The sequence below is a fragment of the Algoriphagus yeomjeoni genome (assembly GCF_003259505.1).
GTDB classification, from domain to species: Bacteria; Bacteroidota; Bacteroidia; order Cytophagales; family Cyclobacteriaceae; genus Algoriphagus; species Algoriphagus yeomjeoni.
In genome coordinates this window covers 112,568-138,608 of sequence record NZ_QLLK01000005.1, presented here as the reverse complement: position 1 = coordinate 138,608, position 26,041 = coordinate 112,568, and the positions used below count along the sequence as shown (strand labels likewise).

Below are 26,041 nucleotides of genomic sequence, written 5' to 3'. Positions count from 1 at the left end.
ACTTTTTATGAAGGTGCTAATGTTTGGGTGGGAATTTCCACCACATATTTCTGGAGGTCTAGGAACGGCTTGTTATGGTTTAGTCAAGGGATTGGCGCATCATCATCAAGACATTATTTTTGTTGTACCAAAACTCTGGGGAGACGAGGAGCCATTGGCAGATTTTGTCAATGCAAGTGATGTTACCATAGATTACCGTGAAAAACGGTTTAAAAAATTCTGGAAAAACCTCACTTATTTAGAAGTGAGCAGTTTTTTAGTCCCTTACTTAGGCCCTGATGAATTCAAGAAATACACCGATTATGCAATCCATGACAGAACTGATGTGGACGAAAGTGTATTTTCAAACAAATTTGAGTTTAGCGGAAAATACGGCAAGGACTTAATGATGGAAGTTTCCCGCTATGCTTTAGTAGCAGCCCATATTTCCAAAAACAAGGAGCATGAGATCATTCATGCCCATGACTGGCTATCTTTTCCCGCAGGAATTGCTGCAAAGGAAATCAGTGGAAAGCCTATGGTAGCCCATGTGCATGCTACGGAATTTGACAGGTCTGGAGAATCTGTCAACCAAGTGGTATATGATATCGAGCGCGCAGGAATGGAAGCTGCAGATCATATCGTGGCAGTAAGTCAGCTAACCAAAAACATTATCATTAAGAAATATGGCATTCCTGCCGAAAAGGTAACTGTTCTACACAATGCGGTTCTGGATGCAAGTATTATCAAATCCAGCTACCAAAAGAAAGTTCCTGAAAAAATCGTAACCTTCTTAGGAAGAATCACCTTCCAAAAAGGCCCTGAATATTTCGTAGAAGCTGCAAAAAAAGTCATCGAGCGCGACCCTAACGTTCGCTTTGTAATGGCCGGAAACGGGGATTTACTCAATCGAATGATTGATAGAGTAGCCGAGCTCCGGATGGGCACAAAGTTCCATTTTACAGGATTTCTAAAGGGTGACGATGTAGATCACATGTATGCTATCTCAGATGTCTATGTGATGCCTTCAGTATCGGAGCCCTTTGGTATTTCTCCTCTAGAGGCTGTTCGACACAATACTCCTGTAATTATCTCCAAGCAATCAGGCGTGGCAGAGGTCCTGAATAATGCAATCAAAATTGACTTTTGGGATATTGACTCCATGGCAGATGCCATTTTTGCTTTGCTACATTATGATGGTATATCTAAAATGTTCAAGGAGCTTGGAACTGAAGAATTGAAAAAATTAAAATGGGAACATGTGGCTGAAAAACTTGTCACTGTGTACCAAAAAACATTATCGAAGAAACCATGAGAACCCTATGCTTTTACTTCCAGGTTCATCAGCCATACCGTCTGAAACCTTATCGTTTTTTTGACATCGGTGACGATCATCATTATTGGGACGATTTCCTCAATCGTAGTGTCATGAGAAAAGTAGCACAGAAATGCTACTTGCCTATGAATGCTTTATTGCTGGAAATGATCAACAAATACAATGGAGCTTTCAAAGTAAGCTTTTCTATGTCTGGTGTGTTTTTGGATCAGTTAGAAGCTTATGCTCCCGATGTGTTGGAAAGCTTCCAAAAACTAGTGGCAACTGGTCATTGCGAACTGCTCAATGAAACTTATGCACACAGCCTAGTAGCTTTGAAAAGCAAGGATGAGTTTCAAAATATGGTGAAAAAGCATCAAGAAAAAATTAAGACCCTCTTCAATGGTTACAAGCCAAAAGTGTTTAGAAATACAGAGCTTATATATTCAGATCAAATCGGCGCAATGGTATCTGAAATGGGTTTTGAGGCTATTTTAACTGAAGGGGCGAAACACGTACTTGGATGGAAAAGTCCAAATTATGTATACGTAAATAGCATTGATCCAAAACTGAAAGTATTGCTTAAGAACTTCCAGCTTTCAGATGATATCGCATTTAGATTTGGAAACAAAGGCTGGGATGACTACCCCCTTACTACTGAGAAATTTGTGAAATGGATAAAGAATGTCCCTGAGGAAGAAGAGACTATTAATCTATTTATGGACTATGAGACGTTTGGAGAACACCAATGGGCTGAAACTGGAATTTTTGAATTCATGAAGTCTCTTCCAGACGCAGTATTCAGCCAGACTAACTTTACTTTTTCTACCCCATCTGAGGTAGCTGCGAAGATCTCACCAGTCGGAAAGATACATGTCCCTATACCGATTTCTTGGGCAGATGAGGAGCGTGATTTGACTGCATGGTTGGGAAATGACCTGCAAGACGAAGCATTTGATAGGCTTTTCGAAATGGAAAAATTGGTCAAAGGTTTAGATGACGATGATATTCAGCGTGACTGGGCATACTTGCAAACAAGTGACCACTTCTACTATATGTGTACCAAGTTCTTTTCAGACGGAGATATACATGCCTATTTCAGCCCTTATGATTCGCCATATGAAGCATTCATCAATTACATGAATGTGCTAAGCGACTTTATGATAAGAGTAAAAGAAAAAATATCTGAAAAGGAAGCTAGCGCTTGATGTAGTAGGATAAATAATAATAGAAAGACCGGTTTTCATCGGTCTTTTTTTGTGTTGATAGGGTCAATTCTAGCTCAATTTATTACTCCAGTATTCACCTCCAAAAGCGCTCAGATTGTAGCTTTTCAACTTTCAAAACTTGGCTATTTCCAGTAGCAGGTAAAAATTAGTTAGATAGTTTTCAGGTATTTTGACAGAAAAAAGGTTTCGCTAGACGATTTTTTTCATACGACAAATGCCCTATTTAGGAGTCAAACAAACAGACTCCTTAAGGATACCAAAATTTACAGTAATTTGATTTTCAAATACTTACATAGTTTTTTAGCAATTCTTGTGTGTAGAGAGCGATTAGTTCATATTTAAAAATCCCATGTCTATCATCTAATTTAGAGGAGTCAGATAAAAACAACCGTCTTTACTAATAACTCTAATCATGAAAATTACACTTCTAACAATTCTTCTCTTTTTGGCAGGAATACTTCAGCCCGCCGATCCTTACATTTCCTCGAAAGATTATGATGTAAACTCCTTTCACCGAGGTAAGCAATCCTCAAAATCTCCTAAGCGAGTTTATATTCAAAAATTCAGAGTACTCTTTGAAGTTTTTGAAGAGGCCTCTGCAAGTACAAAGGGAAGTACAAATAATCGTGCAAATAGAGCAACTACAGTGTCCGGCACCAAGACTAGCATGGGCGTACAGCTGAGCGGAGTAGATATACCGGATTTTCAAAAAATAGTAGATGAAGCATATGCAGATTTTGCGGCTCAACTCGAAGCCGATGGCTACGAAATCATATCAGCGGAAGAGGCAGGTAAAACTGATTACTATAGCGGATATGAATTAGTCAAAGGTGGAGCATCTTCTACTGATCAAGCGACAGGGTTCGTGATGGTTACTCCCCAAGGATATGATTATTGGGTCAAAGGAATTGCGAATGATGGAAGGGAGAAAGGGACTTTTACAGATACAAGTTCCAAGCTTTCAAAAGACCTAGGGGATGCTTATGTCGCTGAGGCTACATTTATTTTTCCTTTTGTGGCTTTGGACGCGAGTTCAACCAGTTTTGCAAACTATGCCTCGTCAAAAGTGAAAGCTGATATTAACTTAAGAATGGCTGCTGCTATAGGTGCAACAGATAACGAGCAAATGAGTCTTGGGAAGTTTGCAAAGGGTTTTACCCAATCATCCACTTCGGCCCGATTAGCATCCCAAGTACGCTTTGTGGCCGGTCATTTGATCAGCTCTCCTGCATTTGACTCTTCTACGGGATTGAAAAGAGATGTTTATTTCGAAGATATTTTTGCCGAAACGAAACTCGTTGAGGTGACCTCTGCTGAAGTTGCTACCTTCAGTAAAACTGCCTACCCGCAATTGGTAATGGTATCAGGTGGAGAGCTAAACTTAGCATCTCACTATGTTGCCTGTAACAAAGATAATTATGTAAAATCTGCTAAAGGGTCGATTTCAGAACTGATCGGGAGCGGCATCAGCAATTTTAAGGAACTGGTAAAGGATTAAGGAAGAGGTTTGGTCAAGAAAAAAGGTATATCGCTTGATATACCTTTTTTTGCTTTAACGCTTTAATAACTCTCTCCCTCATTCGGAAAGTCTTTGCTCTTCACATCTTTGATGTATTGACCAAAAGCTTCCATCATTATTCCCTGAAGATCTGCATATTGTCTTAAAAAACGAGGTTTAAACTCCTGAGTGATTCCGAGCATATCGTGAACCACTAGTACTTGTCCATCAACTCCACCTCCAGCTCCAATTCCAATAATAGGGATAGAAACAGATTCAGCCACTTTCTTAGCCAGATGAGCAGGGATTTTCTCCACTACAATTGCGAAGCAACCTAACTCTTCCAAAAGCTTTGCATCCTCTAAAAGCTTAGTCGCTTCAGCCTCTTCTTTTGCTCTTACTGTGTATGTACCGAATTTATAAATAGACTGCGGAGTCAAGCCCAAATGACCCATGACCGGAACTCCAGCACTTAATATTCTAGCAACAGATTCCTTGATTTCAGATCCTCCCTCAACTTTCACAGCATGTGCGCCGGATTCTTTCATGATCCGAATAGCCGAACGTAATGCTTCAGAACTATTCCCTTGATAGCTTCCAAAAGGAATATCAACTACAATAAAAGATCTGCTCACAGCTCTTACGACTGAAGAAGCATGATAGATCATCTGATCCAAAGTAATCGGTAAGGTAGTCTCATGCCCTGCCATCACATTGGAAGCTGAATCTCCAACCAAGATGATATCTATCCCAGCAGAATCCACGATTTTAGCCATGGAATAATCATAAGATGTGAGCATGGAAATCTTCTCACCACGATCTTTCATCTCTTGGAGAATGTGCGTGGTGATACGTTTTACGTTTGCCGAAGAGTGTACTGACATAGTATTAGTGTAGATATACGAAGTAATTATCTCCTGAGAAATCTACTTTGATATGTTCATTGAGTGTAGTAGAAAGTTCAAATCCCGTATAATCAGGTCGAATGGGAAAAAGTCCATGACTCCTATTCACCAGTACAGCAATTTCCATTTTGTAAAGTTCCTCATCCAAAAATGGCTTCATCGCATAGACCAAAGTCTTTCCAGTATTGAGAACATCATCTACCAAAATCAAGGTTTTACCCTGCAGATCTATTTCATGCGAAAGCTTAACCTCTTCTGAAGCGATGTGAGCTTTGTCTAAAATAATATCCGTTTGTTCGATGGTTAGAGGAGAAATTGCCCTAAGTTCTGTAGCTAGGAGATCTGCTAGAGTTTCCCCCATTCCAGAAATCCCTGCAAGGACTACAGCTTTTGAGTTGAGATTTCGCTCGTAAATCTCATAAGCCATTCTGGTAATTTTCTTCTTTATCTGCTGGTGATTGAGTACTTCGCTCATGTTATTTTATAAAAATGAAAATTAGGCCAATTCTACTTGGATTCAAAATCACGCAGGCAGCTTATCTATAGTCATCCTCTTCATTGAGGATATTCAGATAACTTTCGTAGCGGTATGGATGGATATATCCAGCTTCCACTTTTTCGAGCACAACGCAACCAGGCTCATTCACATGCTGACAATTATTGTACTTGCATTGCCCCAGGTATTTTCTCATTTCTGGAAAATAATGGGAAAGCTCATTGTCCTCAATGTCAAGAATCCCAAACTCTTTAATACCCGGAGTATCAATCAAATCACCACCATTTTCCAACGCAAAAAGCTCGGCGAAGGTAGTCGTATGGACACCTTTGGATGTGAATCCGGAGACTTCTTTGGTATGCTGAGCGGCAGCTGGGACCAAAGCATTAAGTAAAGTCGATTTTCCTACGCCTGAATGTCCAGAAATCAAAGTTGATTTCCCAGCGAGTACGGAATCGAATTTTTCTTTGAGATTTTCTTCTTTAAGCGCGGAAACCTCTAAAACTTTATACCCCAGCGGCTCATATATTTCTTGTATATCCAAGAGCCAATCCTCTGCTTTTTCTCCAGACATTTGATCCATTTTATTCACTACCAAAATGGCAGGAATCCTAAAACTTTCCGTACTGACAAGAAATCTATCTATAAAACCTAATGATGTCCGAGGGCTTTTCATCGTGATAACAAGAATCGCCTGATCGAGATTACTGGCTATGATATGAGAAAAATGTTGTTTACGTGTAGACTTCCTAATCACGTAATTATCTCTAGGTAAAATATCTGAAATCACGGCTGTCTCCTGATTTTCTTCCTTCTCCAACTCCACCCAATCTCCCACAGCAATGGGGTTGGTCAATTTTAGCTCATCCTGTTTGAATTTCCCCTTTAATCTAGAAGAAACAACCTCTCCATCAATTTGAACTAGATACCAGCTTCCAGTGGATTTTATCACCCTTCCTTTCATATCCTTTTACTTTCTTAAAATGGCTTTATGAAACTAGTTCCTCCACTTTATTTACAATTCTTTTTGCAGCTCCAATATTCATTTCAAGCCATTTCTGAGCTGAATTCACACTTTGTTGGTAAAATTCTGGCTGCTCCAGTTTCTTAAAAACCACGCTTAAACTTTCAGGCTCACTCACCTCAAATCCACATCCTTTAGCCTGACTCTCTGCTGCCTCAGGAAATTTTTCAGTCTTTACCAGCTTGCCGAAAATCACCGGGACTTTGAACCCTATCGGCTCCAAGATATTGTGCAGCCCTTTACCGAATGCTCCACCGACATATGCTATTCTGGCAAATTGATACAAGGAACTAAGCATTCCAATATTGTCAATAAAAATCACCCCCGGAGAATTGTCCGAATCCCAAAGTGAATACCTAACGGCAGTCAAAGATAACTGATCGGCCCATCGATTCATTGGTTCAGGACTCAAATCATGTGGAGCGATTATCCATCTGTAGTCTGGATTTGAATTCATCAGCGGAATAAGCAAATCCATATCCTCCTGCCAGACCGAACCCGCCACAAAAGTGGGTTTATCACCAACCCATTTAGCCATTGCCGGATAGTTTTTATGATTCCTTGCTGTTTCCGCAACTCGATCAAATCTAGTATCGCCAGTTATACTAGTTTGTTGATAATTTATAGACTTAAGTAAATCAAAAGTGTTTTTATTCTGAGTAAAAATGTAATCGAACTGGAACAGGATGTTTCTGAAAAAGCCGTCTCTTTTGAAATAAATCTGATCTGGTCGAAAGGATGCTGAAAACAGAAACAAAGGAGTCTTCCTAACTTTCACAGCATTAATATGATGATACCAAAGGTCGTATTTGACAAAAAAAGCAAGACTAGGATTAAGGGTATTGACAAAATTTTCCGCCTGCCTCTTACTATCCACCGGCAGGTAGGTAATAAAATCCACATTAGGCTGAGATTTTTTAATCACGTGGTCATATCCCGAAGGACTGAAAAAGCTGACAGCTACCAATTGAGCTGGTTTCACGCGTTTTAACTCAGCAATGACTGGTCTAGCCTGCTCATATTCTCCTAAGGATGCTACATGAAACCAAGCTAATTCTCCTTGGTTTTTAGACCTAAATGCTATCAGTCTTTGAAACAGATTTTTTCTACTAGAAGAGAAATGTCTAATTTTGGGTATAAAGAGTCCGCTTAGCAATAAAAGTATTCTGGCAAAAAATATCCCGATTCGATAAATCCATTTCATTTCTCAAAAGTAGTTATTTGACCTGAAATAGTTTTATTCATGATTTATTCTGATAAAAAGGTTTATTTGAAGGTTAGTTTTGAATATTCATTCAAAAAAAGACTACCCTCGCCGTGCATTTCCCCCTAAAATTAGGTACTTTCAAAACCTTTGTTTTTCAAGTAGCTAGTTAAGTTCAGCTAATAATATGATTAGAGTTTTATTTGTTTGTTTAGGTAATATATGTAGATCTCCACTTGCAGAAGCTATTTTTAATTATAAAGTAGAGCAAGCCGGTATGAAATCACAATTTAAGTCCGATAGTGCTGGGACTTCTGATTTTCATATAGGAGAACTGCCTGATGAGCGAACAATAAAGTGCGCCAAGAAATATAATCTACCCGTTAATCATCGGGGCAGGCAAGTAAACCGTACAGATTTCAGAGATTTCGACTACATCCTTGCCATGGATGAAAACAACCTGCGAAATCTAAATAACTTAAAAGCGAGGTATGGTTTTAAGGATAAAGAAATTCACCTCATGCGTGACTTTGTACCTGAAACACAAGGCTTGTCAGTTCCAGATCCATACTATGGCGGAGAGGAGGGATTTGAGGAAATATATCAGATATTAGACGAGGCCCTTGATTGTTTCCTTGTAGAGGTAAAAGCGACCCATCATCTCTATGCTTGATCAGCACGAGATCTACGAACAAATACTTTTTGAAAGCCTAGGCACTATGGTTGAATTAAAATCAGCCTCTCTCGTAGCTGCTGGAAATCATAATCAGGGCATCCGAATAGAAAGCAATTCAGGTATATTTTTCCTAAAATTAAACTTCGACCATGAACGGGATATTCTTTACAAAGAAGCGGAAGGATTAAGTCTCATTCGAAAAGCCACTTTTCTGAAGGTTCCTGAAACTTATGGCTGCGGAAGAGTTGAGGACTATAATTTTTTACTGTCTGAATTTATCCCAGAGGGAAAAACCAAACATGATTATTGGGAAAACCTAGGCCTTGGTTTAGCACATCTTCACCTGACTTCCCAAAATGAATTTGGCTTAGAAAACGACAATTACATTGCTTCGATTCATCAAAAAAATCTACAGACAGCTAATTGGGTAGATTTCTACATTGAGCAACGATTGGAACCCCTGATCGGAAAAGCCTATTTTGATCGCTTGATTCCGTTGGAATTCTTAAAGAAATTCCAAGAAATCTATCCGAAATTGGAAAGTAATTTCCCTAAAGAAAAACCTTCATTAGTTCATGGAGATTTATGGTCTGGAAATGTGATTGCTACTCCTGACGGGGAACCATGCTTTATAGATCCTGCGGTGTATTTTGGACACCGGGAAATGGACATAGCTTTTAGCCGCCTATTTGGAGGATTTGATTCAAAATTTTACGAGTCCTATGAATCTGTTTTGCCATTAGAACTAGGTTTTGAAGACAGAATGGGATTGTATAATCTATACCCGCTATTGGTTCATTTGAATCTTTTTGGCGTAGCCTACCTACCAGGAATCGAGCGAATCATCAACCGATTTGTTAAGTAAGCTAGCCAATTCCCAGATCTCAGGTTAGACTCAAGGTCACTTTCTCTCCAGTTTTTACAGCTTCGAATATTGCGTCAATAATCTTCATATCCCTCACTCCTTCTTCACCATCCACTGGAACTTCGGGCTTTTTCCCATCAAAAATAATAGCAGCCATTTCATCCATCTGAACGGTCTGGTGAGTGACAATTGGCTCATCAAGTGGCCCTTTATGTGTCATCCCTTTGATAGGACCATAGCCAGTGGAAGGCTGCATTTCTACCCAACCCTTGCTGCCATTCAGATAAAACCTATCCAAATTATTCATGTTGTACGTGGACAGACAAGAAGCGATTACACCACTTGGGAAACCAAGTTGAAAAGTGATCGTCTCATCAATTCCTTCTTTAAATTTCTCAGGATTTGTTTTGACCTCCTGTGCTGTCACCCAAATTGGTTCTTCGCCAACCATATATCGCGCACCATTGATTGAATAAATACCGATATCCATCATAGCTCCTCCTCCAGAAAGTTCAGGGTTTAATCGCCATTGAGTTGGGTCGCCGATTGTAAAGCCACTCAGCCCTTGGAAAAATCTTATTTCTCCCAATTCACCCGATTCCCGCATTCTTATTGCTTCCAAAGTGTTCGGCTCGAAGTGCATTCTGTACCCAATCAATAAATGAACTCCAGCAGCACTGCAAGCATCCACCATAGCTTGCCCATCAGCAGCATTGACAGCCATTGGTTTTTCACTGATAGCATGCTTTCCAGCTTTCGCTACCCGGATCACTTGATCTTTGTGCAAGGCATTTGGGGTAATTACATAAACTGCATCAATGTCTGGATTATCTTTAATCGCATCGAAATTCTCGTAGTTGTAGCAATTCTTCTCAGGTATCCCATACTTCTCTCTCCATGTCACAACTTTTGATGGAGTACCACTAATTACTCCAACTAGCTTTACTCTTTTGCAAGTCTGAATCGCTTCAGCCACGCGTGTTCCGTAGCTTCCCAAGCCCATGATAGCTACTCGTAACGTTTTTTCATCTCGGGTGAATTCAGAAATAGATTCTGCCATTGCTGTGAAAGGGGTTAAAGTTGGTAAAGTCAATGCCATAGCGGAAAGACTGGCTTTTTGTAAAAATATTCTTCTTGTTTCCATAGGTTCGGTTTAGGTTAGAGAGTTTGACTTCCCTGAAAATATTGATTTTCTGCCAAATAGCATTGCTACTCTTTCAAGGAATTCGGGATTAACCTATTTCAAGCGCCGAACTATTTGAGTTGTGTTCCTGGTACTTTGCTCCAAAAGAACTTCATAATCCGATATTAATTTTGCAAGGGCGGCAGGATCAGCATGAAGAACTGTAAGAAGCTCAAGCCCCTCGTTATATCTAATCTCGAAATCATTTTTTAGCTCAGCTAGCAATTGCTCCAATTTAAACAACTGTGAATCGATAACAATAGAAATTGTAATTGCAGAGGTCTGCAGCATATTCACGCGCAACTTCAGACGCTGCAATTGCTCATAAATCAGATGGATATGTTTCTCTTCAATAAAGGCAAAATCAGTGACTTTAAAACTCACGAGTATCTGGTCCTTCTTCACTACTATCGTCTGTGCAGCTCCAGCTTTTGAAAGATTATGAATCTTTGTTCCAGCCTCCTCAGGGTTGATAAATGACTTTACAAAAAGCGGAATCCCAGCGTTTGCTAGGGGTTTAATTGTTTTGGGGTGAATGACGGAAGCTCCATAAAAGGTCATTTCTGCAGCTTGTTGATAATCCAGCTCAGAAAAAAGGACCGTATCACTGAAAATCTTCGGATCAGCATTTAATACCCCTGGGACATCTTTCCAAATAGTCACCGAAGCCGCATCCAAACTTGCAGCTAAGATTGCGGCGGTAAAATCCGAACCCTCTCTCCCCAGAGTTGTTGGTCTTCCCTTAGGGTCTGAGCCGATAAAGCCTTGGGTCAAAACTGGAAACTGCTCCAATTTTGGTTTGAGTTGAGTTTGACAATTTCTGCGGGTTTTCTCCCAATCCACTTTTGCAAAACGAAAATCACTATCGGTACATATTAGCTCTCGAGCATCCTGCCAGAGAACCAGCAAATCCTGGAAGCATAAATACTCCATGACGATTCGGGAAGAAAGTAACTCCCCAAAACCTATTATCCGATCGTAGTATTCGTCATAGTTGTCTTTAGAAATAGGATTGTTGAGCTCATGATGGAGCAGGATAAAATAGTTCTCGATTTTAGGGAAAATTACATGCTCGGCTGGAAAGAGCTCCTTACAAATATCTAGATGAAAGGCCTTTAAAATTGTACTATTGACAGAATAATCCTGATCCTTTAATTTTAATGAAAGAATAGTTTCAAGATGGTTAGTCGTTTTCCCCATAGCTGAAACCACAATCACAAAATTATTTCGCAATCGATTACGGAGAATTTTAGCTAAGTTTTTAACTGCAGCCGCGTCTTTTACAGATGCACCACCAAATTTATAAATCTGAGTTTTTGTCATTAATATAATTGCTTAATTTCAAAATGAATTAAATCACTAATTGAACTATTCCAAGAAATGAAAATTTTACCCTATGCACCAGACCAAAGCGGTCTAGCCTATTCGGTCGGCACCACCCTAGATCGATTTATCAAACTCAAACAAAGCGATTTCCCATTTGCTTCCGGAGAGCTTTCTCAACTTTTGCGAGATATTGCTCTAGCCGCCAAGATAGTGAATAGAGAAACTACAAGAGCTGGTCTTTCCAACATTGGAGGAGCTTTTGGTCAAGTAAATGTCCAAGGCGAAGAACAGCAAAAGCTAGATGTCATTGCAAACATCAGGTTTATGCGTGCTTTGAGTAAAGGGGGCGAAGTCTGTGCCATAGTTTCTGAAGAGGAGGATTCAGTGATTGATTTAAAAAATAGTTCTGGCAAATACGTCGTGGCAATAGATCCATTGGACGGAAGCTCGAATATCGATGTCAATATTAGTATAGGAACGATATTCTCTATCTATAGAAGAAGAACTCCTGCAGGAAGCCCAATTCAAGAAAAAGACATCATGCAAGCTGGAACAGAACAGGTGGCTGCCGGTTATGTGCTCTATGGATCTTCCACGATGCTAGTTTACACTACAGGTCGGGGAGTCAATGGCTTTACTTATGAGCAGTCACTAGGTGAATTTTTTCTTTCTCACCCTGACATACAAGCACCAAAAAACGGGGAGATCTACTCAGTAAATGAAGGAACTCAGCATGATTGGGAAGAAGGTTTCAAATCTTATATTAATCAATGCAAAGAAAGAAGGTATTCCGCAAGATATATAGGCTCACTAGTGGCGGACTTCCATAGAAACCTCCTGAAAGGTGGAATCTACCTATATCCTGCTACTAAAAAGAACCCTGCTGGCAAACTCCGCCTGTTATATGAAGCGAATGCGCTGGCCTATATCGCAGAGCAGGCTGGAGCGATGGCAACGGATGGAACCCAACGGATTTTGGAGATCCTACCAACTACTCTTCACCAAAGAACACCACTTTTAATTGGGTCTCAGGAAATGGTGAAAGAAGCTGAATCATTTTTGTCCAAACCAGCCTAAAGTCGTATTAAATAAGCGCTTTATATAAAAAATGTCAGGAATCGAAAGATGTCCTTTATCTTGCACTATTAATTAACTGACTATGAAAAATATAAAAAACCACCTTCCAATTGCGCTCTTGGTTGCAGGAGTTTCATTTTGGGCATCTTGCTCGCCAAAAACTGAAGAAGTTGTAGAAGAACCAATAGACGAGACATATGCTGTTCAAACTGAAGCCATGTTGATCAATGTCGATACGCTTTATACAGGATTCGAAAATCCATGGGGCATGACCTGGCTTTCTGATGGCAAAATGCTTGTCACTGAGAAAAAAGGTGAGATACTTATCTTCCAAGACGACAAGTTTACTGGAGAAAAAGTACAAGGCCTTCCAGAAGTTTGGACGAAAGGTCAGTCCGGACTATTGGATATTACAGCTCATCCGAAATTTGATGAGAACGGTTGGATCTACATTTCCTACGGAAAGCAAATGCAAGACAGCACTTCGGCTACGACAATCATGAGATTCAAACTTGAAGGAAATAATGCTGTCAGTCAAGAAGAGTTAATCCAATCTCTTCCAGCTTGGAAAAGCAATGGTCACTACGGTAGCCGAATCGTATTTGACAATGAAGGATACCTTTACTATTCAAGCGGAGAGCGTCAAAACACTCCTACAAATGCCCAGGATTTGACAAATGGCCATGGCAAAGTTCACCGCATAAATGACGACGGGACAATACCAGCTGACAATCCATTTGTAGATATGGAAGGGGCTGTAGCTTCGATCTGGACTTACGGTAATAGAAACCCTCAAGGTCTTTATTTCGACAAGGAAAATAATAGGCTTTATGAAACTGAGCATGGTCCTCAAGGTGGTGATGAGCTGAACTTGCTTGAAAAAGGTAAAAACTATGGCTGGCCAGTAATTACCTGGGGAATTGGATATGATGACAAGCCTGTTTCTGATATTCAGGAAAAAGAAGGAATGGAGCAACCTTTGACATACTATGTACCATCTATTGCTACTGCAGGTATGACTATGGTCACTTCCGATAAATATCCAGCTTGGCAAGGCGATATTCTTATCGGTGCTTTGAGGAAAATGCACATCAACCGTGTGGATATGAATGGAGCAGTTGCTGGAAATCAAGAAGTAATGCTGCAGGATATCGGTAGAGTTCGCCAGGTGTCCCAAAGCCCAGACGGCTACATCTATGCGATCACTGAGGGCACAGGCCTAATGGTAAAATTGATCCCGATTCGATAATTCCAGACAAGTCTCTTGTGAAAAAAAGCCACTTTTGATTTCTCAAAAGTGGCTTTTTACTTTTTAAATAGCTGGAATATTTTTCTGTCTTATTACGAAAAAATGCAGCAAGTCCAGCTTCTGGAGAAGCAGGACAACTTTACGCTCTCTGCGTGAAAATCCGCATCCATAGCAGTAAAAAGCTTAAACAAAGTCCACATCCACATTAAATGGATATTTCATCAAAAACTGAAGCGCTTCTTCAATCTCCAAATCTTCAAAAAGAACCCGATAAAGATTCTCCGTTATAGGTGCCCGAAGATCCGCTGTTTCTAAAAATGCCTTGATAATTCTTACCGTATTGATTCCTTCGGCGACCTCTTCCATATCAGCTAGAATTTCCTCTAGTGTTTCTCCCTTTGCCAATCTAAAGCCTACCGTAAAGTTTCTGGAATGTACCGAGTTGCATGTCGTGACCAGATCGCCAATCCCTGCTAGCCCCATCACAGATTTGATGCTGCCGCCAAGGGCATTGCCTAAGTGAATCATTTCCACCATTCCTCGGCTGATCAGCAGACCCTTTGCATTTTCTCCTAATCCCAAACCAGCCAAGGCGCCAGAGGCAATTGCGATGATATTCTTCAAAACTCCGCTGATCTCAACGCCGATAATATCCGAATTCCCATACACCTGGAATTTCTCAGATCTCAATAAACTCTGCCCTTCCAAGATCACCTCATTGTATTTGCTAGCTATCACAGTTGCAGCAGGCTGACCTTGAGAAAGTTCTTTAGATAGATTTGGGCCAGCCAAACATCCAACTCTTACAGCTACGGTTTCCTGAAGAATTACTTCACTCATGGTCAGGATTTGACTTCTCTTGATTTTCTTGACCGTTTCCAGTGTTTCGCCTTCCTTCAGATTAAGGCAGAGGCCTTTTGTCCCATGAATAATCAAATGATATGGGAAAAGAAATGGAGAGAAAATTCTCACTACATTCTGAAAGCCAGATGAGGGGACCATGAAAAAGAGCACATCACAGCTTTGGCAAAGTTGCTCTGGATCATTTGATGCTACTATATTCTCATTCATAGCCCTTCCCTGCGCCGTGTGAGTAGCATTGATCTCATCTACCACTTCCTGTTTTCTGGCGTAAACCATCACAGGGTTTTTAGCTGCAAGGATATTGGCTACCACCGTTCCAAAGCTGCCAACCCCGATCACACCAATATACTTTGGCTTAGTAGAGTTTTTCGAGTCCATATCCTGTTAATCTATTGTGATAAAAATAAAGTAGACTCATGTCATCCGTACCTATATTTCCATTTTTATCTTGAATTATTGGTCGTTTGGCGTGGTACATCCCCACATTATCCATTCCTCGCTTGATGATTTCATCCAGGTCTAGGGCAAGGTGCGGCGCTGTATTAATTAGACCCTGTGCCTTCAACTCATTTATTTTATCCAAAACCAGTTGACAACTCTCCCTAAAATCCTCGTATGGAATAGCTATATCTTCCTCTGGAAGTCTCAATAGATCGAATAAGTCCAGCTTTTTATTTCGTTGTTTGATCATTTCAAATGCCACAAAAGCAACTAAATGAGAATTAAACACACGATTGATCTTATGAAACTCCTCCACTATTCGCTTCCCGAGCATATTGGTATACTCTTCTTCGCGCTGACTATCCACAGATACTTTTCCATCGGAGATAAAGTAATCCCGTGTATTAATCACCCGATTGTTCTTATCTAAGCTTCTCCCTTCCTCATCAACATAATTCCCAAGTACATCCATAGCTTTTCCAACCGAAACTGAGATGTCAGATCCTTTGGTGAAAAACTTGATGAGGAATTTTGAGATCTTGTAAGAATTCGAAAACTCATCATTCTCTTTATAGTATCGTTCTTGTCCTGTAATGCTCAAATGATCACGAATCAAACTCGGTGCTTCCAACACAAAGTGGTAATTGATCGTGACAGGCACGATGAAAATCTTGCCTGAGATATCGTTTAAGCCATTTTCAAAATTTGCCCGCTGCGCTTCAATCGCCGTACTCAAAAGTCCGAGCTTCAACTTAGACTCAATCATACCACTTCGAGATCGTGTACCTCCCGGAAAAAACAAGGAATGACATCCAAACTGAATGGCCTCTTTTGAATAGGTTTTCAATGTCTCCAAGTACATCAGATTCTTTTTCCTCCGATCCACTTTGTAGGCTCCGAGTGAATTCATAAAGTAGGCAAAAATGGAGATGTTGAAGAGATTCAATCCTGCTCCATAAATAAATGGTGGCAACCCCAAAACAGAAATCACCCATCCAATTAGAATACTATCCAAATTACTGAAATGGGTAGGCACCATTACAACGGTCCCCTTGGTAGCTAGATCACGCAATTGATCTGTTTGACCCGTAATCTGGATCTTATCCTGAAGTGTATACTGATTACTGAATATGGATTTAAAGCCTTTGACCCGAGCAGCATTGAGCAGTCGAGAAAAGCCATAAGTAACTACCGAGCGGGTGAATTTATAATGAGTAGTCTTGAAATTACTTGCAATCTCTTCCGCATAGCGGGCCGTAATGCTATTCAAAACCCCCTTATATGCTTGAAATTTCTTGGCTTTATTGTTAGCAGTTTCAGTACTTATCTGGACCAAAGAGGATTTTACTCCACTCCAAAAAGACGAATCGTCATCCGGATCAACTACCCAAGGATTTTGTTTTATCCTCAGTTTTTCGCGGTATAAAGTCGTCTCTAACTCTTCCTTGAGAATATCAGAATTGTTGCTCGTGAGGTTGAGAATTCTATCCTCAGACAAATCCGCCACTTTCTTCACAAATTCTTTCCGCTCTCTAGCAAGCTTTACTACTGGCCATTCGTCCTTGCTAGGGTGAATTGGCTCGTACTTATGTTTGATATATTTCTCCTCCAAGTAACTGGCTTTTATTAAAAATCAACTTAAAGATAGTGAAAAAGCCCCTTCCTAGCTGAAATACCCCGCTGCGGAAAGGATCAAGTTCATCACTTTGATTTAACAAAAATAGCAACAATTGCCGAGGTAACAGTACCCATTATCAGCGCGCCTATGATAGACTGTATCATGTAGCTCTTTAGATTGAAATAAGCTTCAGCTGCTTCCTGGGTCATTTCACCAGAACTAACGGCATAGTTAATGACGTTAGGAAAATATTCAGGTGTAATGAATTCAATAGTTATGTATTGTGCTAGCGGACTAAAAATCGCAACAATTATTGTGATGATAAAACCTGTAATAAAACCTTGCTTATAGCTCATCAATCCATAATAATGATTCTTCTTTTTATCCAATAAGGCAAAAACATAGATAAGGATAGAAGGAATGGCTACAAAATTAGTGAAGAATGGATGATCAGCTATTTTCTCATCATGGTAGCCTAAGGACTTTTCCAAAGCCATCCAAGCGAGCATCATTATTACAAATATCAACGCCCACTTGATCTCAATTTTAATATTCTTCATAGTCTTCAGGGTTTAGGGTGCAAAAACGTACTTACAAAATACATAATTAATTAAAATCAGCACCATTTTTAATTGATTGCTGCTACTAGCCTTCTAATCCCTTGCCCATGAGCGAAAGGGTATTATTTTTACGGCATCAAAGACCGGATGAAACCAGACCTTAAGCAAATACAAATACCAATAGAGAATGAAATGGCTCAGTTTGAGCTGAAATTTCGGGCCTCTATGAAATCTAAGGTCAAGCTCCTCGACCACATAACCAATTACATTGTCAAGCGCAAAGGCAAGCAGATGCGCCCAATGTTTGTTTTTTTGACTGCTGGAGTTTGTGGTGGAATCAATGACTCCACTCACCGTGGCGCTGCGCTAATTGAATTACTTCATACTGCGACGCTTGTACACGACGATGTGGTGGATGACGCGAATTACCGTCGTGGGTTTTTCTCTGTCAATGCCCTTTGGAAAAACAAAATCTCAGTTCTTGTCGGCGATTACCTGCTTTCCAGAGGTTTGCTTTTGAGTGTGGAAAACAATGACTTCAAACTTCTGAAGATCGTTTCCAATGCAGTTAAAGAAATGTCTGAAGGAGAATTGCTGCAAATCGCTAAAGCACGTAAGCTCGACATCACAGAGGAAGTTTATTACGATATCATCCGTCAGAAAACTGCCAGCCTGTTGGCTTCCTGCTGTGCAGTAGGTGCTTCCAGTACTGACAGCAGTGATGAAACTATCGCCAAAATGCGGGAATTCGGAGAGAAAGTCGGGATGGCATTCCAGATCAAAGACGATCTTTTTGACTACGGAGAAGATGAAATAGGTAAGCCAGTTGGGATTGACATCAAAGAAAAGAAGATGACCCTTCCGCTGATTTTTGCCTTATCAAAGGCCGATTGGTTGGAGAAAAAGAAAATTATCAACTTGATCCGAAACCGAAGCGAAGACAAGAAAGCAGTAAATCAGGTTATTGATTTTGTGAAGAAAAGTGGCGGATTGGAATACGCAAAAACCATCATGGATAGATTCTACGCAGAAGCTCTTGATATCCTAAAAACCTTCCCTGAATCGGAATATAAAACTTCCCTGGAAGGATTGGTGAGCTATACGATTGAGAGGAAGAAGTAGGTTTTATTGTTTGTTTGCAAATAGGTCTTTGATCTAAATCGCCTTGATTTACGGGCTGGAAGACGGGAGACGGGAGACCGAAGTAGCCTCAATGCTAGTTTTTACCTACAAATAAGCAGGTTTGATGTTGTTTGTTGAATTCGCAAAGTAGACTAATCACTATTTCTCGGCTTTAATCATCCGATTATATCCTCTGTAATCTCAATAATAATATCTTTGATAGTATCAAATGATACTATCACCATGAAACCTCCCTACGATATCACGCCATCCATCTTGCAATTGGTCAGCTCGATCTCAGAAAAAATCGGAGAGGTAAATGCACTTTTTTTGGACAAGCAGTCACCTCAGCTTCGCAAGCAAAATAATATCAAAACCATCCACTCCTCTCTTCAGATCGAGGGAAATACACTTTCGGAAGAGCAAATAACTGCCTTAATTGAGAATAAGAAGATTATCGGCCCACAGAAGGATATTTCTGAGGTCATAAATGCAATAGAAGTTTATGAATTTCTAAACTCCTATAAAGCCTCCTCTGAGAAATCATTCCTATCCGCACACGCAACTCTCATGAAGGGATTGGTTGATCAACCTGGAACTTATCGCTATCGCGGGGTTGGAGTAGTAAAAGGATCACAAGTTGCGCATTTGGCACCGCCAGCCTCAAATGTCCCTGGACTCATGAAGGATCTTTTCACTTACCTGAAAAAAGATGACGAACTTGCTTTGATCAAAAGCTGTGTATTTCACTACGAAATGGAATTTATTCATCCCTTTCTGGATGGAAACGGTAGAATGGGAAGGCTGTGGCAAACGGTAATTCTCAAAGAAAGGTATCCTCTTTTTGAATTCCTTCCCTTTGAAACGCTGATCAGTCAAACTCAGGATGAGTATTACGAAGCATTAGCCAAAAGGGATAAATCAGGATCGTCAACAATTTTTATCGATTACATGTTAAGAATCATCGATAATTCTCTAGTCAACCTACTTAATACCAATAGCCAGACTTTAACCTCAGAGCAGCGGATCGCGCACTTTATTTCTTTAGGAAAAACAGGATTTAGCCGAAAGGACTACATGGATGTCTTCAAAACTATTTCCTCTGCTACCAGTCGTGATTTGAAAAAGGCAGTAGAAGCAAGTCTAATTCTGGCTGAAGGAAAAGGAAATCAGATGAGGTATTTTCTATCAACAAAAAAATAACAGACATGCCTTCTATCATGAAAACTTTCTCAAAGAAAAACATTACTACGATTCTCTTTATAAGTCTCCTAACTATTTCAATGTATTTTACTTACCAAATAGTAAAGTTACATACCTCCCTTTCTTTATATCACTCCATTATTTTCATAATACCAATTCCTCTAATGCATTATTTCTATTTAAAAGATCATGATAAAATGAATCACTTCATTGGTAGAATAATCCAAGACCTTATGCTAGCATTAATAATATTTATATTATTATACATTTTTCTAAAATTAAATGGCTTGTTTCATAAAATTGGCAGTACATCTAATCTAATTACCGCTATAATGATTTGGGTATTCATATCAGAAATAGCATTCTCATTACCTTACACATTTTATTCTTTTCTTAAGAAAAAATGAAAAGGCTGTACAAAATTCTAGGAATTCTATTTTTGTTTGCATACAGCGCTGCGCTATATGATTATTACAGAAAAAATAAAGATGCTTCTGTAGAAAGGTATAGAATACTAGACGATTCTTCCGAGTTAGAAATGAGTGATTTTCTAAGTTTTCAAGAGATTTGGACAGGTATGGATGCAGAAGTAAGCGTTGGGCTAGTTCTCCAAAAGAATGAAACCCTTGAAGTCAAAGCATTTATTGACCGTCATCAATCTTGGTATAGAGCAGGGTTAGTAAGTTCAGAAGAATTGTTTACTCATGAATCATATCATGTTAAGTTAGCCAAGTCAATGGCAAAAGAGCTAAATAAAAAAATAAAAACTAACAACTATGGTGAAAGTAAGATCCACTCTGAATTATCTCGCTATCGAAAAAGGTTAAGTTTTTTACAAAAAAAATATGACTTTGAATCAAACCATAGTCTGAATGAGGTAATGCAGATCTACTGGGAATGTAAAATCGATTCAATGCTTAATCAAGAAGAATCATACGAATTATTTAATAACGTCTCAGCTTTTTTTCCTGAAAAACCAAAAGCAAACTACCTGCTTTATGATCATGATACGTTCTTAGGATATACAGTGAAAAAGAAAAAAATCGAATTTATTATATGGAATTTAAATGAAGTCTATCTAGATACTTTAATGTTAGAAAATTGGTCTGTGGATTTTCTTTTCAATCAAGGACTAACGAACATTATAATCAATTGGACTCCAAATCATCCTAACGCTATTTTAGAAAACCATTCGGAAGACAGCATAAACATGATGACTTTTAAAGATAAACTTCTATTAGACAGCGTAAACCAGCTTTATTATGCCCGGTTCTCTTACCCGGCTAATCCACTTTCAGATAGCATCTACCAAAAAATGGGGAATCAATTTTTCAATTCCATAAAAATAGACTCAAAATAAACCTTTCAAATACCCCTTAAACTCCTTAAAATCATTCCCCATAGCTTCTACTTTTTTCTTTCCATCCATAAAAGCCGCTAAACGCTCCGGAAGCTCAAGTTTCAAATCCAGTGCTCTCTCCACCGTTTCACGGAATTTTCCAGGATGGGCAGTTTCCAAAAATACGCCTTGATAGTCTGAGTTTTCAGCCATAAAATCGCTTAATCCCAAATACCCAACCGCGCCATGAGGATCCATTGTGTAGCCAGCTTTTTTCACCTTCTGCATCGCTACTTCTGTTTCTTGATCCGAGTAGAAGTACCCCTTCACATTATTCTTTAAGGTCTTTTCATCATTATCATAAAGCGCCAAAAGCCTAGGAAAATTACTTGGATTGCCGACATCCATGCTATTGCTGATCGTAGCGATGGAAGCCATAGCGGCAAATTTCGCCCCGTTCAAATAATCCGGAACCACCTTATTCACATTGGTTGCAGCAACAAACTGATCAATCGGCAAGCCCATTCTTTGCGCTAATATTCCCGCTGCGATATTCCCGAAATTCCCCGAAGGAACAGCAAAAGCTACTTTTTTACCGTTCTTTGGAAGTCTGGAAAATGCATAGAAATAATACAAACACTGTGGAATCCAGCGGGCTACATTGATGGAATTAGCCGAAGTCAGCAACAGCTTTTCATTCAGATCCTTATCTAAAAATGCTTCCTTCACCAACTTCTGACAATCGTCAAAAACACCGTCAATTTCCAGCGCGGTGATGTTTTGCCCCAAGGTCGTAAACTGCTTTTCCTGAAGTTCACTTACTTTTCCCTTCGGAAAAAGAATGATCACTTCCACTCCATCAACGCCCAAGAACCCATTTGCCACAGCACTTCCCGTATCACCAGAAGTTGCGACCAGTACGCGAACCGTGCGATCAGATTTCTCCATCAGCATGCTCATCAGTTTGGAGCAGAATCGGGCGCCGAAATCTTTGAATGCCAGCGTTGGTCCATGAAAAAGTTCGAGACTATACACATCGTCCTCCACTTTCACCAGCGGTGCGTCAAAAGTCAGCGTGTGATCTACCAATTCCTTGATCTGATCCTGGCTCAATGTCGAAGAAAACAATGCTCCAATGACTTCATATCCTATTTCCTGAAAAGTCATTTCAGGTAATTTATTCAAAAGATCTTCCGATAAAACAGGAATTTCCGTTGGCATGTAAAGTCCCTGATCTGGCGCCAACCCTTTGATCACTGCCTCAGCGAGATTGACTTGATGCGCTGAATTATTTGTGCTGTAGAACTTCATAAACTTATTTTTCTTCGATGACGTATGCGCCTCGGGTGTTGATTTCAGAGAAATACACATCAACGTCAAGTCCAATTTTTGAAAATATTTCTTTGCCTGCTTTTCCTACGGCCTCGGCTGTTTCCTTTCCTTTGGAAAGTGCGAATAGCGTAGGTCCCGAACCGGAAATCCCCATCCCCAATGCTCCAGCAGATTTCAAGGCTTCTCTTACTTCGTAAAACCCTGGAAGCAAAACCGCGCGATATGGCTCAGCGATCACATCTCGAAGGGATCTGGAGATCAACTCAAAATCACTTTCATATAGCCCAGCAATCAATCCAGCAACATTCCCGGACTGAATAGTCGCATGCTTCATAGGGATCTGGTCTCGCAGTACAGATCTAGAATCTGCCGTTTTCAGCTCATAATGTGGATGTAGTAGCGTGCAATATAGGCCAGATGGCACCGGAAGTTTAATCACATCCAGCGGATGATAATCTCTTACCAATACAAAACCACCCAATAAGCTAGGTGCGACATTATCTGCATGTCCAGCGCCACAGGCAACTTTCTCTGCAGCTATCGCAAAGGGCAACAAATCTTTTTTCTCAAATGGGTCTCCAAGCAATCTATTCGCAGCTTCTAGAGCAGCCACGGCACTTGCGGCACTGGAGCCCATCCCCGAACCCAAAGGCAAACCTTTTGTCAGGTAAATATTCATCCCAGCTTTGGAATCCAACTCATCCAACATGGCTTGAATAGCCACGGCGCAAGTATTTTTCTCCGCTTCTAGAGGAAGCTTTCCTTCGTCTCCCTCAATGGAAACCACAACCAATCCTGGCTCGTCTTTTAAAACCAGCTCTACGGTATCGCCCATTGCATCAATCGCAAATCCTAGGATATCAAATCCACAGGATACATTCGCAACAGTTGCTGGGGCAAAAGCTTTGACAGAGCGCATTATTCTCTAGTGTAGTTACCGATACGAATCACATCTGCAAATACACCTGCTGCAGTCACATCTGCGCCAGCACCTGGACCTCTGATGATCATCGGTCTATCACGATATCTATCTGTCGTCAAAAGAATCATATTATCAGATCCGCCCAAACCACTAAATGGATGAGAGATAGGCAAAGAATTCAAGCCCACTTTAGCTTTTCCATTTTCCAAAGTTGCCATGAAGCGAAGTTTTTCTCCTTTGGCTTCCGCTGTTTTTAGCATTTCAGCAAAGTCTTTATCATGGGTTTTCAAGACTTCAAAAAACTCAGGAACAGTACCTAAATCCTGACAGTCTTCCGGAACCATACTTTGAATATCAATAGAATCAAATTCTAGGTTTTGTTCAGCTTCACGACCCAAAATCAAGATCTTTCTCGCCACATCCATTCCGCTCAAATCGTCTCTAGGATCTGGCTCAGTGTAACCTAATTCTTTCGCTTTTTTCACCACTTCGGAGAAAGGATCACCTTTTTCCAATTCAGAGAAAATGTAATTCATGGAGCCAGATAGCACCGCTTCAATTCGGATCACTTTATCTCCACTCAGCATCAAATCTTGTAATGTATTGATGACAGGAAGTCCTGCTGCCACGTTGGTTTCATACAGGAATTTCACCCCGCGTTTTTTAGCAATTCTTTTCAAGTTTTTGTACTGCTCCATTGAGCCAGAATTGGCCTTTTTGTTAGGCGTGACGATAGCAACTTTTGCTTCCAAAACCTGAGAATAAAGCTCTGCCACATCCTGACTTGCAGTACAATCCACAAATACGGTATTGGAGAAATTCATCTCCTCCATAGTATGGATGAATTTGCTAAGGTCAGTTTTTTCATCCGACTCACTCAATTGGTATGGATTGCTGAGATCAAAACCATCCTCATGGAAAGCCATATATCTACTATTAGCAAGTCCATGCACCTGAATATCTAATTCATTATCTCCGCGAAGTTTTTGCTGCTGAGTAGTAATCATTTTGATCAATGCCTGTCCGATCAAGCCCGTACCGACTAAGAATACGTGTAGTACTTTATTCTCAGAAAGGAAAAATGCCTCGTGAAGTGCATTCAATGCCTTTTGCAAATCAGGCTGAGGAATTACTGCTGAAATGTTCAGCTCCGAACTTCCTTGTGCTATTGCTCCCACGTTAATATTATTTCTACCCAGAGCGCGGAACATCCGGCCTGAAGCACCAGGATTATGCTTCATGTTTTCTCCAACGACAGCCACCGTAGCCAAGTCATGTAACAAGATTACCTCGTCCATTTCTCCTGACTTAATTTCATAGAAGAACTCTTTTTCTACAGCTTCTTTTGCCAAATAGGACTCTTGGGTTTTGATGGCAAGACAAATGCTATGTTCAGAGGAAGCTTGTGAAATCAACAAAATGTTAACTTTTGCCTCTGCCAAAGCTTTGAAAACACGACTTGTACCCACCACAGAGTCAAGCATTCCAGCTCCCTGAACAGTTACAATAGACACATTTGGAATAGAGCTTATTCCTTTGATCAAAGCGCCTGGACTTACTTCTCCATTGATGAGCGTACCCGGATTTTCTGGCTCAAATGTGTTTTTAATGTAAATCGGAATGCTCTTACGCATCGCAGGCTGCATAGTCGCTGGGAAAATTACTTTGGCCCCGAAATGCGAAAGTTCCATAGCCTCATTGTAACTCAGCTGAGGAATGGTGAATGCTGTATAAACCAACTTTGGATCTGAAGTCAAAACTCCAGAAACATCTGTCCAAATCTCAAGATTCTCAGCATCCAAAGCCGCAGCAAAAATAGCCGCAGTATAATCAGAACCCGATCTACCTAGCGTAGTAGTTTCTCCTTTTGCAGTGGATGCAATAAAGCCTGTGATTACTTTGATGCCATCGTGCTTCGCAAAGTAATTTTTGATGGCAGAGTTGGTGAATTCAAAATCCACTTTTGCCTGCCCAAATCTATCATTGGTTCGGATAACTTCCCGTGCATCAAGAAACTGCGTTTTAAATCCATGCCCCTGCATGGACTCCGCAAGGATAAATGCCGCTAGTCTTTCTCCAAAACTTGCTACATAATCAAGTGTGCGAACAGAGTTTTCCTTGATCAGGTAGATCCCATGAAAAAGATCCTCTAGCTCTTTGAATCTCACTTTCACAAAAGTCATCACAGTGGATTGACTTTGCACTGCTATCAGTTGACGCACAATAGTCAGGTGCTTTTCTTCCAGCATTTGAAGGACCTCACGATATGCTTCATCTCCCTCTCTCGCCAACTGGGCAATTTTCAGTAAACTCTCTGTGACTCCACCAAAAGCAGAAAAAACTATTGCCACTTCATCTTCCTTCAGTTTGTCCTGAATGATGGAAAAAACTCGCTGTATATTTTCTGGATTCGCTACGGATGAGCCACCAAACTTGATGATTTTCATGTCTTATAACTGGTTTTTATTAGTCATCCCGATTATTCGGGACAGGCTTTGGAGTCTCGCATAGTTGGTAATAATACCTTTGTTTGAACCTTCGGCCATGCTCGATTTCATAAATTTTACTTCTGGAATTAATTACTTGGGAAATTAAAATTGGCCAATTAAGGCCT

The 26,041-nt window shown here is 40.2% G+C and carries 22 protein-coding genes; 10 read left to right on the top strand and 12 right to left on the bottom strand.

What is annotated here, in order from left to right; genetic code table 11:
* Positions 1-7: 7 nt before the first annotated feature.
* The 3 genes from LV83_RS09885 (at position 8) to LV83_RS09875 (ending at position 4,021) form a co-directional block, all read left to right on the top strand.
* Positions 8-1,294 (top strand): glycosyltransferase family 4 protein, encoded by a 1,287-nt coding sequence (locus LV83_RS09885; RefSeq protein ID WP_111611389.1) that lies wholly within the window; start codon positions 8-10, stop codon positions 1,292-1,294.
* Entirely contained in the window at positions 1,291-2,502 is a 1,212-nt protein-coding gene (locus tag LV83_RS09880) for a glycoside hydrolase family 57 protein (protein ID WP_111611388.1), read from the top strand. The genes LV83_RS09885 and LV83_RS09880 overlap by 4 nt, the downstream gene beginning before the upstream one ends.
* Before the next feature lie 433 nt (positions 2,503-2,935).
* Positions 2,936-4,021 carry a hypothetical protein gene (locus tag LV83_RS09875; protein ID WP_111611387.1) on the top strand — a complete coding sequence of 362 codons (1,086 nt, stop codon included), beginning with the start codon at positions 2,936-2,938 and terminating at the stop codon, positions 4,019-4,021.
* Between the two features lie 62 nt (positions 4,022-4,083).
* On the opposite strand, the gene panB is transcribed toward LV83_RS09875, so the two are convergent.
* The 4 genes from panB to LV83_RS09855 form a co-directional block, all read right to left on the bottom strand.
* A complete protein-coding gene (panB, locus tag LV83_RS09870; RefSeq protein ID WP_111611386.1) occupies positions 4,084-4,905 on the bottom strand; it encodes a 3-methyl-2-oxobutanoate hydroxymethyltransferase in 822 nt (273 codons plus the stop codon).
* A 4-nt stretch (positions 4,906-4,909) separates the two neighbouring features.
* A complete protein-coding gene (locus tag LV83_RS09865; RefSeq protein WP_111611385.1) occupies positions 4,910-5,401 on the bottom strand; it encodes a phosphoribosyltransferase family protein in 492 nt (163 codons plus the stop codon).
* A 61-nt stretch (positions 5,402-5,462) separates the two neighbouring features.
* Positions 5,463-6,386 (bottom strand): ribosome small subunit-dependent GTPase A, encoded by a 924-nt coding sequence (gene rsgA / locus LV83_RS09860; protein ID WP_111611384.1) that lies wholly within the window; start codon positions 6,384-6,386, stop codon positions 5,463-5,465.
* A gap of 25 nt (positions 6,387-6,411) precedes the next feature.
* On the bottom strand, positions 6,412-7,650 hold the full coding sequence (locus LV83_RS09855; RefSeq protein ID WP_111611383.1) for a 3-deoxy-D-manno-octulosonic acid transferase: 1,239 nt from the start codon (positions 7,648-7,650) through the stop codon (positions 6,412-6,414).
* Positions 7,651-7,837: 187 nt separating this feature from the next.
* Between LV83_RS09855 and LV83_RS09850 the strand changes: the two genes are divergently transcribed.
* The gene (locus LV83_RS09850) at positions 7,838-8,323 is read left to right on the top strand and encodes a low molecular weight protein-tyrosine-phosphatase (protein WP_111611382.1); all 486 of its coding nucleotides are present in this window, start codon (positions 7,838-7,840) and stop codon (positions 8,321-8,323) included.
* On the top strand, positions 8,316-9,191 hold the full coding sequence (locus LV83_RS09845; protein ID WP_111611381.1) for a fructosamine kinase family protein: 876 nt from the start codon (positions 8,316-8,318) through the stop codon (positions 9,189-9,191). The genes LV83_RS09850 and LV83_RS09845 overlap by 8 nt, the downstream gene beginning before the upstream one ends.
* A gap of 19 nt (positions 9,192-9,210) precedes the next feature.
* Here the strand turns inward: LV83_RS09845 and LV83_RS09840 are convergent, their stop codons facing one another.
* Complete coding sequence (locus tag LV83_RS09840) at positions 9,211-10,335, bottom strand: Gfo/Idh/MocA family protein (RefSeq protein WP_111611380.1); 1,125 nt, start codon at positions 10,333-10,335, stop codon at positions 9,211-9,213.
* 93 nt (positions 10,336-10,428) lie between these two features.
* Positions 10,429-11,697: an aspartate kinase gene (locus tag LV83_RS09835; protein ID WP_111611379.1), complete on the bottom strand. Its 1,269-nt coding sequence runs from the start codon at positions 11,695-11,697 to the stop codon at positions 10,429-10,431.
* Positions 11,698-11,754: 57 nt separating this feature from the next.
* Between LV83_RS09835 and fbp the strand changes: the two genes are divergently transcribed.
* The gene (gene fbp, locus LV83_RS09830) at positions 11,755-12,777 is read left to right on the top strand and encodes a class 1 fructose-bisphosphatase (protein ID WP_111611378.1); all 1,023 of its coding nucleotides are present in this window, start codon (positions 11,755-11,757) and stop codon (positions 12,775-12,777) included.
* 82 nt (positions 12,778-12,859) lie between these two features.
* Positions 12,860-14,026 carry a PQQ-dependent sugar dehydrogenase gene (locus LV83_RS09825; protein WP_111611377.1) on the top strand — a complete coding sequence of 389 codons (1,167 nt, stop codon included), beginning with the start codon at positions 12,860-12,862 and terminating at the stop codon, positions 14,024-14,026.
* A 183-nt stretch (positions 14,027-14,209) separates the two neighbouring features.
* On the opposite strand, the gene LV83_RS09820 is transcribed toward LV83_RS09825, so the two are convergent.
* The 3 genes from LV83_RS09820 to LV83_RS09810 all read right to left on the bottom strand — a co-directional run bounded on the left by LV83_RS09820 (position 14,210) and on the right by LV83_RS09810 (position 17,509).
* Positions 14,210-15,268, bottom strand: a complete 1,059-nt coding sequence (locus tag LV83_RS09820) for an NAD(P)H-dependent glycerol-3-phosphate dehydrogenase (protein ID WP_111611376.1) — start codon at positions 15,266-15,268, stop codon at positions 14,210-14,212.
* Positions 15,246-16,943: a 1-acyl-sn-glycerol-3-phosphate acyltransferase gene (locus LV83_RS09815; RefSeq protein WP_111611375.1), complete on the bottom strand. Its 1,698-nt coding sequence runs from the start codon at positions 16,941-16,943 to the stop codon at positions 15,246-15,248. Before LV83_RS09815 ends, LV83_RS09820 begins: the two co-directional genes overlap by 23 nt.
* A gap of 89 nt (positions 16,944-17,032) precedes the next feature.
* On the bottom strand, positions 17,033-17,509 hold the full coding sequence (locus LV83_RS09810; protein WP_111611374.1) for a DUF4199 domain-containing protein: 477 nt from the start codon (positions 17,507-17,509) through the stop codon (positions 17,033-17,035).
* Between the two features lie 147 nt (positions 17,510-17,656).
* On the opposite strand from LV83_RS09810, the gene LV83_RS09805 reads away from it, so the two are divergent.
* The 3 genes from LV83_RS09805 to LV83_RS09790 all read left to right on the top strand — a co-directional run bounded on the left by LV83_RS09805 (position 17,657) and on the right by LV83_RS09790 (position 21,194).
* A complete protein-coding gene (locus tag LV83_RS09805) occupies positions 17,657-18,631 on the top strand; it encodes a polyprenyl synthetase family protein (protein WP_111611373.1) in 975 nt (324 codons plus the stop codon).
* Positions 18,632-18,874: 243 nt separating this feature from the next.
* Positions 18,875-19,834, top strand: coding sequence for a Fic family protein (locus LV83_RS09800; protein ID WP_111611372.1), 960 nt, complete (start codon positions 18,875-18,877; stop codon positions 19,832-19,834).
* Between the two features lie 403 nt (positions 19,835-20,237).
* The gene (locus tag LV83_RS09790; protein ID WP_111611370.1) at positions 20,238-21,194 is read left to right on the top strand and encodes a hypothetical protein; all 957 of its coding nucleotides are present in this window, start codon (positions 20,238-20,240) and stop codon (positions 21,192-21,194) included.
* On the opposite strand, the gene thrC is transcribed toward LV83_RS09790, so the two are convergent.
* The 3 genes from thrC to thrA are packed head-to-tail and all read right to left on the bottom strand — an operon-like array spanning position 21,186 to position 25,874.
* On the bottom strand, positions 21,186-22,484 hold the full coding sequence (thrC, locus tag LV83_RS09785) for a threonine synthase (RefSeq protein ID WP_111611369.1): 1,299 nt from the start codon (positions 22,482-22,484) through the stop codon (positions 21,186-21,188). The two genes, LV83_RS09790 and thrC, sit on opposite strands and share 9 nt — an antisense overlap.
* 4 nt (positions 22,485-22,488) lie before the next feature.
* The gene (locus tag LV83_RS09780; RefSeq protein ID WP_111611368.1) at positions 22,489-23,424 is read right to left on the bottom strand and encodes a homoserine kinase; all 936 of its coding nucleotides are present in this window, start codon (positions 23,422-23,424) and stop codon (positions 22,489-22,491) included.
* A complete protein-coding gene (gene thrA / locus LV83_RS09775; RefSeq protein ID WP_111611367.1) occupies positions 23,424-25,874 on the bottom strand; it encodes a bifunctional aspartate kinase/homoserine dehydrogenase I in 2,451 nt (816 codons plus the stop codon). The genes LV83_RS09780 and thrA overlap by 1 nt, the downstream gene beginning before the upstream one ends.
* Between the last annotated feature and the right edge of the window lie 167 nt (positions 25,875-26,041).

Excerpts from the sequence above, each read along its gene's own strand:
- LV83_RS09885 (WP_111611389.1), top strand. The coding sequence starts at position 8 with ATGAAGGTGCTAATGTTTGGGTGGGAATTTCCACCACATATTTCTGGA.
- LV83_RS09880 (WP_111611388.1), top strand. The coding sequence starts at position 1,291 with ATGAGAACCCTATGCTTTTACTTCCAGGTTCATCAGCCATACCGTCTG.
- LV83_RS09875 (WP_111611387.1), top strand. The coding sequence starts at position 2,936 with ATGAAAATTACACTTCTAACAATTCTTCTCTTTTTGGCAGGAATACTT.
- panB (WP_111611386.1), bottom strand. The coding sequence starts at position 4,905 with ATGTCAGTACACTCTTCGGCAAACGTAAAACGTATCACCACGCACATT.
- LV83_RS09865 (WP_111611385.1), bottom strand. The coding sequence starts at position 5,401 with ATGAGCGAAGTACTCAATCACCAGCAGATAAAGAAGAAAATTACCAGA.
- rsgA (WP_111611384.1), bottom strand. The coding sequence starts at position 6,386 with ATGAAAGGAAGGGTGATAAAATCCACTGGAAGCTGGTATCTAGTTCAA.
- LV83_RS09855 (WP_111611383.1), bottom strand. The coding sequence starts at position 7,650 with ATGAAATGGATTTATCGAATCGGGATATTTTTTGCCAGAATACTTTTA.
- LV83_RS09850 (WP_111611382.1), top strand. The coding sequence starts at position 7,838 with ATGATTAGAGTTTTATTTGTTTGTTTAGGTAATATATGTAGATCTCCA.
- LV83_RS09845 (WP_111611381.1), top strand. The coding sequence starts at position 8,316 with ATGCTTGATCAGCACGAGATCTACGAACAAATACTTTTTGAAAGCCTA.
- LV83_RS09840 (WP_111611380.1), bottom strand. The coding sequence starts at position 10,335 with ATGGAAACAAGAAGAATATTTTTACAAAAAGCCAGTCTTTCCGCTATG.
- LV83_RS09835 (WP_111611379.1), bottom strand. The coding sequence starts at position 11,697 with ATGACAAAAACTCAGATTTATAAATTTGGTGGTGCATCTGTAAAAGAC.
- fbp (WP_111611378.1), top strand. The coding sequence starts at position 11,755 with ATGAAAATTTTACCCTATGCACCAGACCAAAGCGGTCTAGCCTATTCG.
- LV83_RS09825 (WP_111611377.1), top strand. The coding sequence starts at position 12,860 with ATGAAAAATATAAAAAACCACCTTCCAATTGCGCTCTTGGTTGCAGGA.
- LV83_RS09820 (WP_111611376.1), bottom strand. The coding sequence starts at position 15,268 with ATGGACTCGAAAAACTCTACTAAGCCAAAGTATATTGGTGTGATCGGG.
- LV83_RS09810 (WP_111611374.1), bottom strand. The coding sequence starts at position 17,509 with ATGAAGAATATTAAAATTGAGATCAAGTGGGCGTTGATATTTGTAATA.
- LV83_RS09805 (WP_111611373.1), top strand. The coding sequence starts at position 17,657 with ATGAAACCAGACCTTAAGCAAATACAAATACCAATAGAGAATGAAATG.
- LV83_RS09800 (WP_111611372.1), top strand. The coding sequence starts at position 18,875 with ATGAAACCTCCCTACGATATCACGCCATCCATCTTGCAATTGGTCAGC.
- LV83_RS09790 (WP_111611370.1), top strand. The coding sequence starts at position 20,238 with ATGAAAAGGCTGTACAAAATTCTAGGAATTCTATTTTTGTTTGCATAC.
- thrC (WP_111611369.1), bottom strand. The coding sequence starts at position 22,484 with ATGAAGTTCTACAGCACAAATAATTCAGCGCATCAAGTCAATCTCGCT.
- LV83_RS09780 (WP_111611368.1), bottom strand. The coding sequence starts at position 23,424 with ATGCGCTCTGTCAAAGCTTTTGCCCCAGCAACTGTTGCGAATGTATCC.
- thrA (WP_111611367.1), bottom strand. The coding sequence starts at position 25,874 with ATGAAAATCATCAAGTTTGGTGGCTCATCCGTAGCGAATCCAGAAAAT.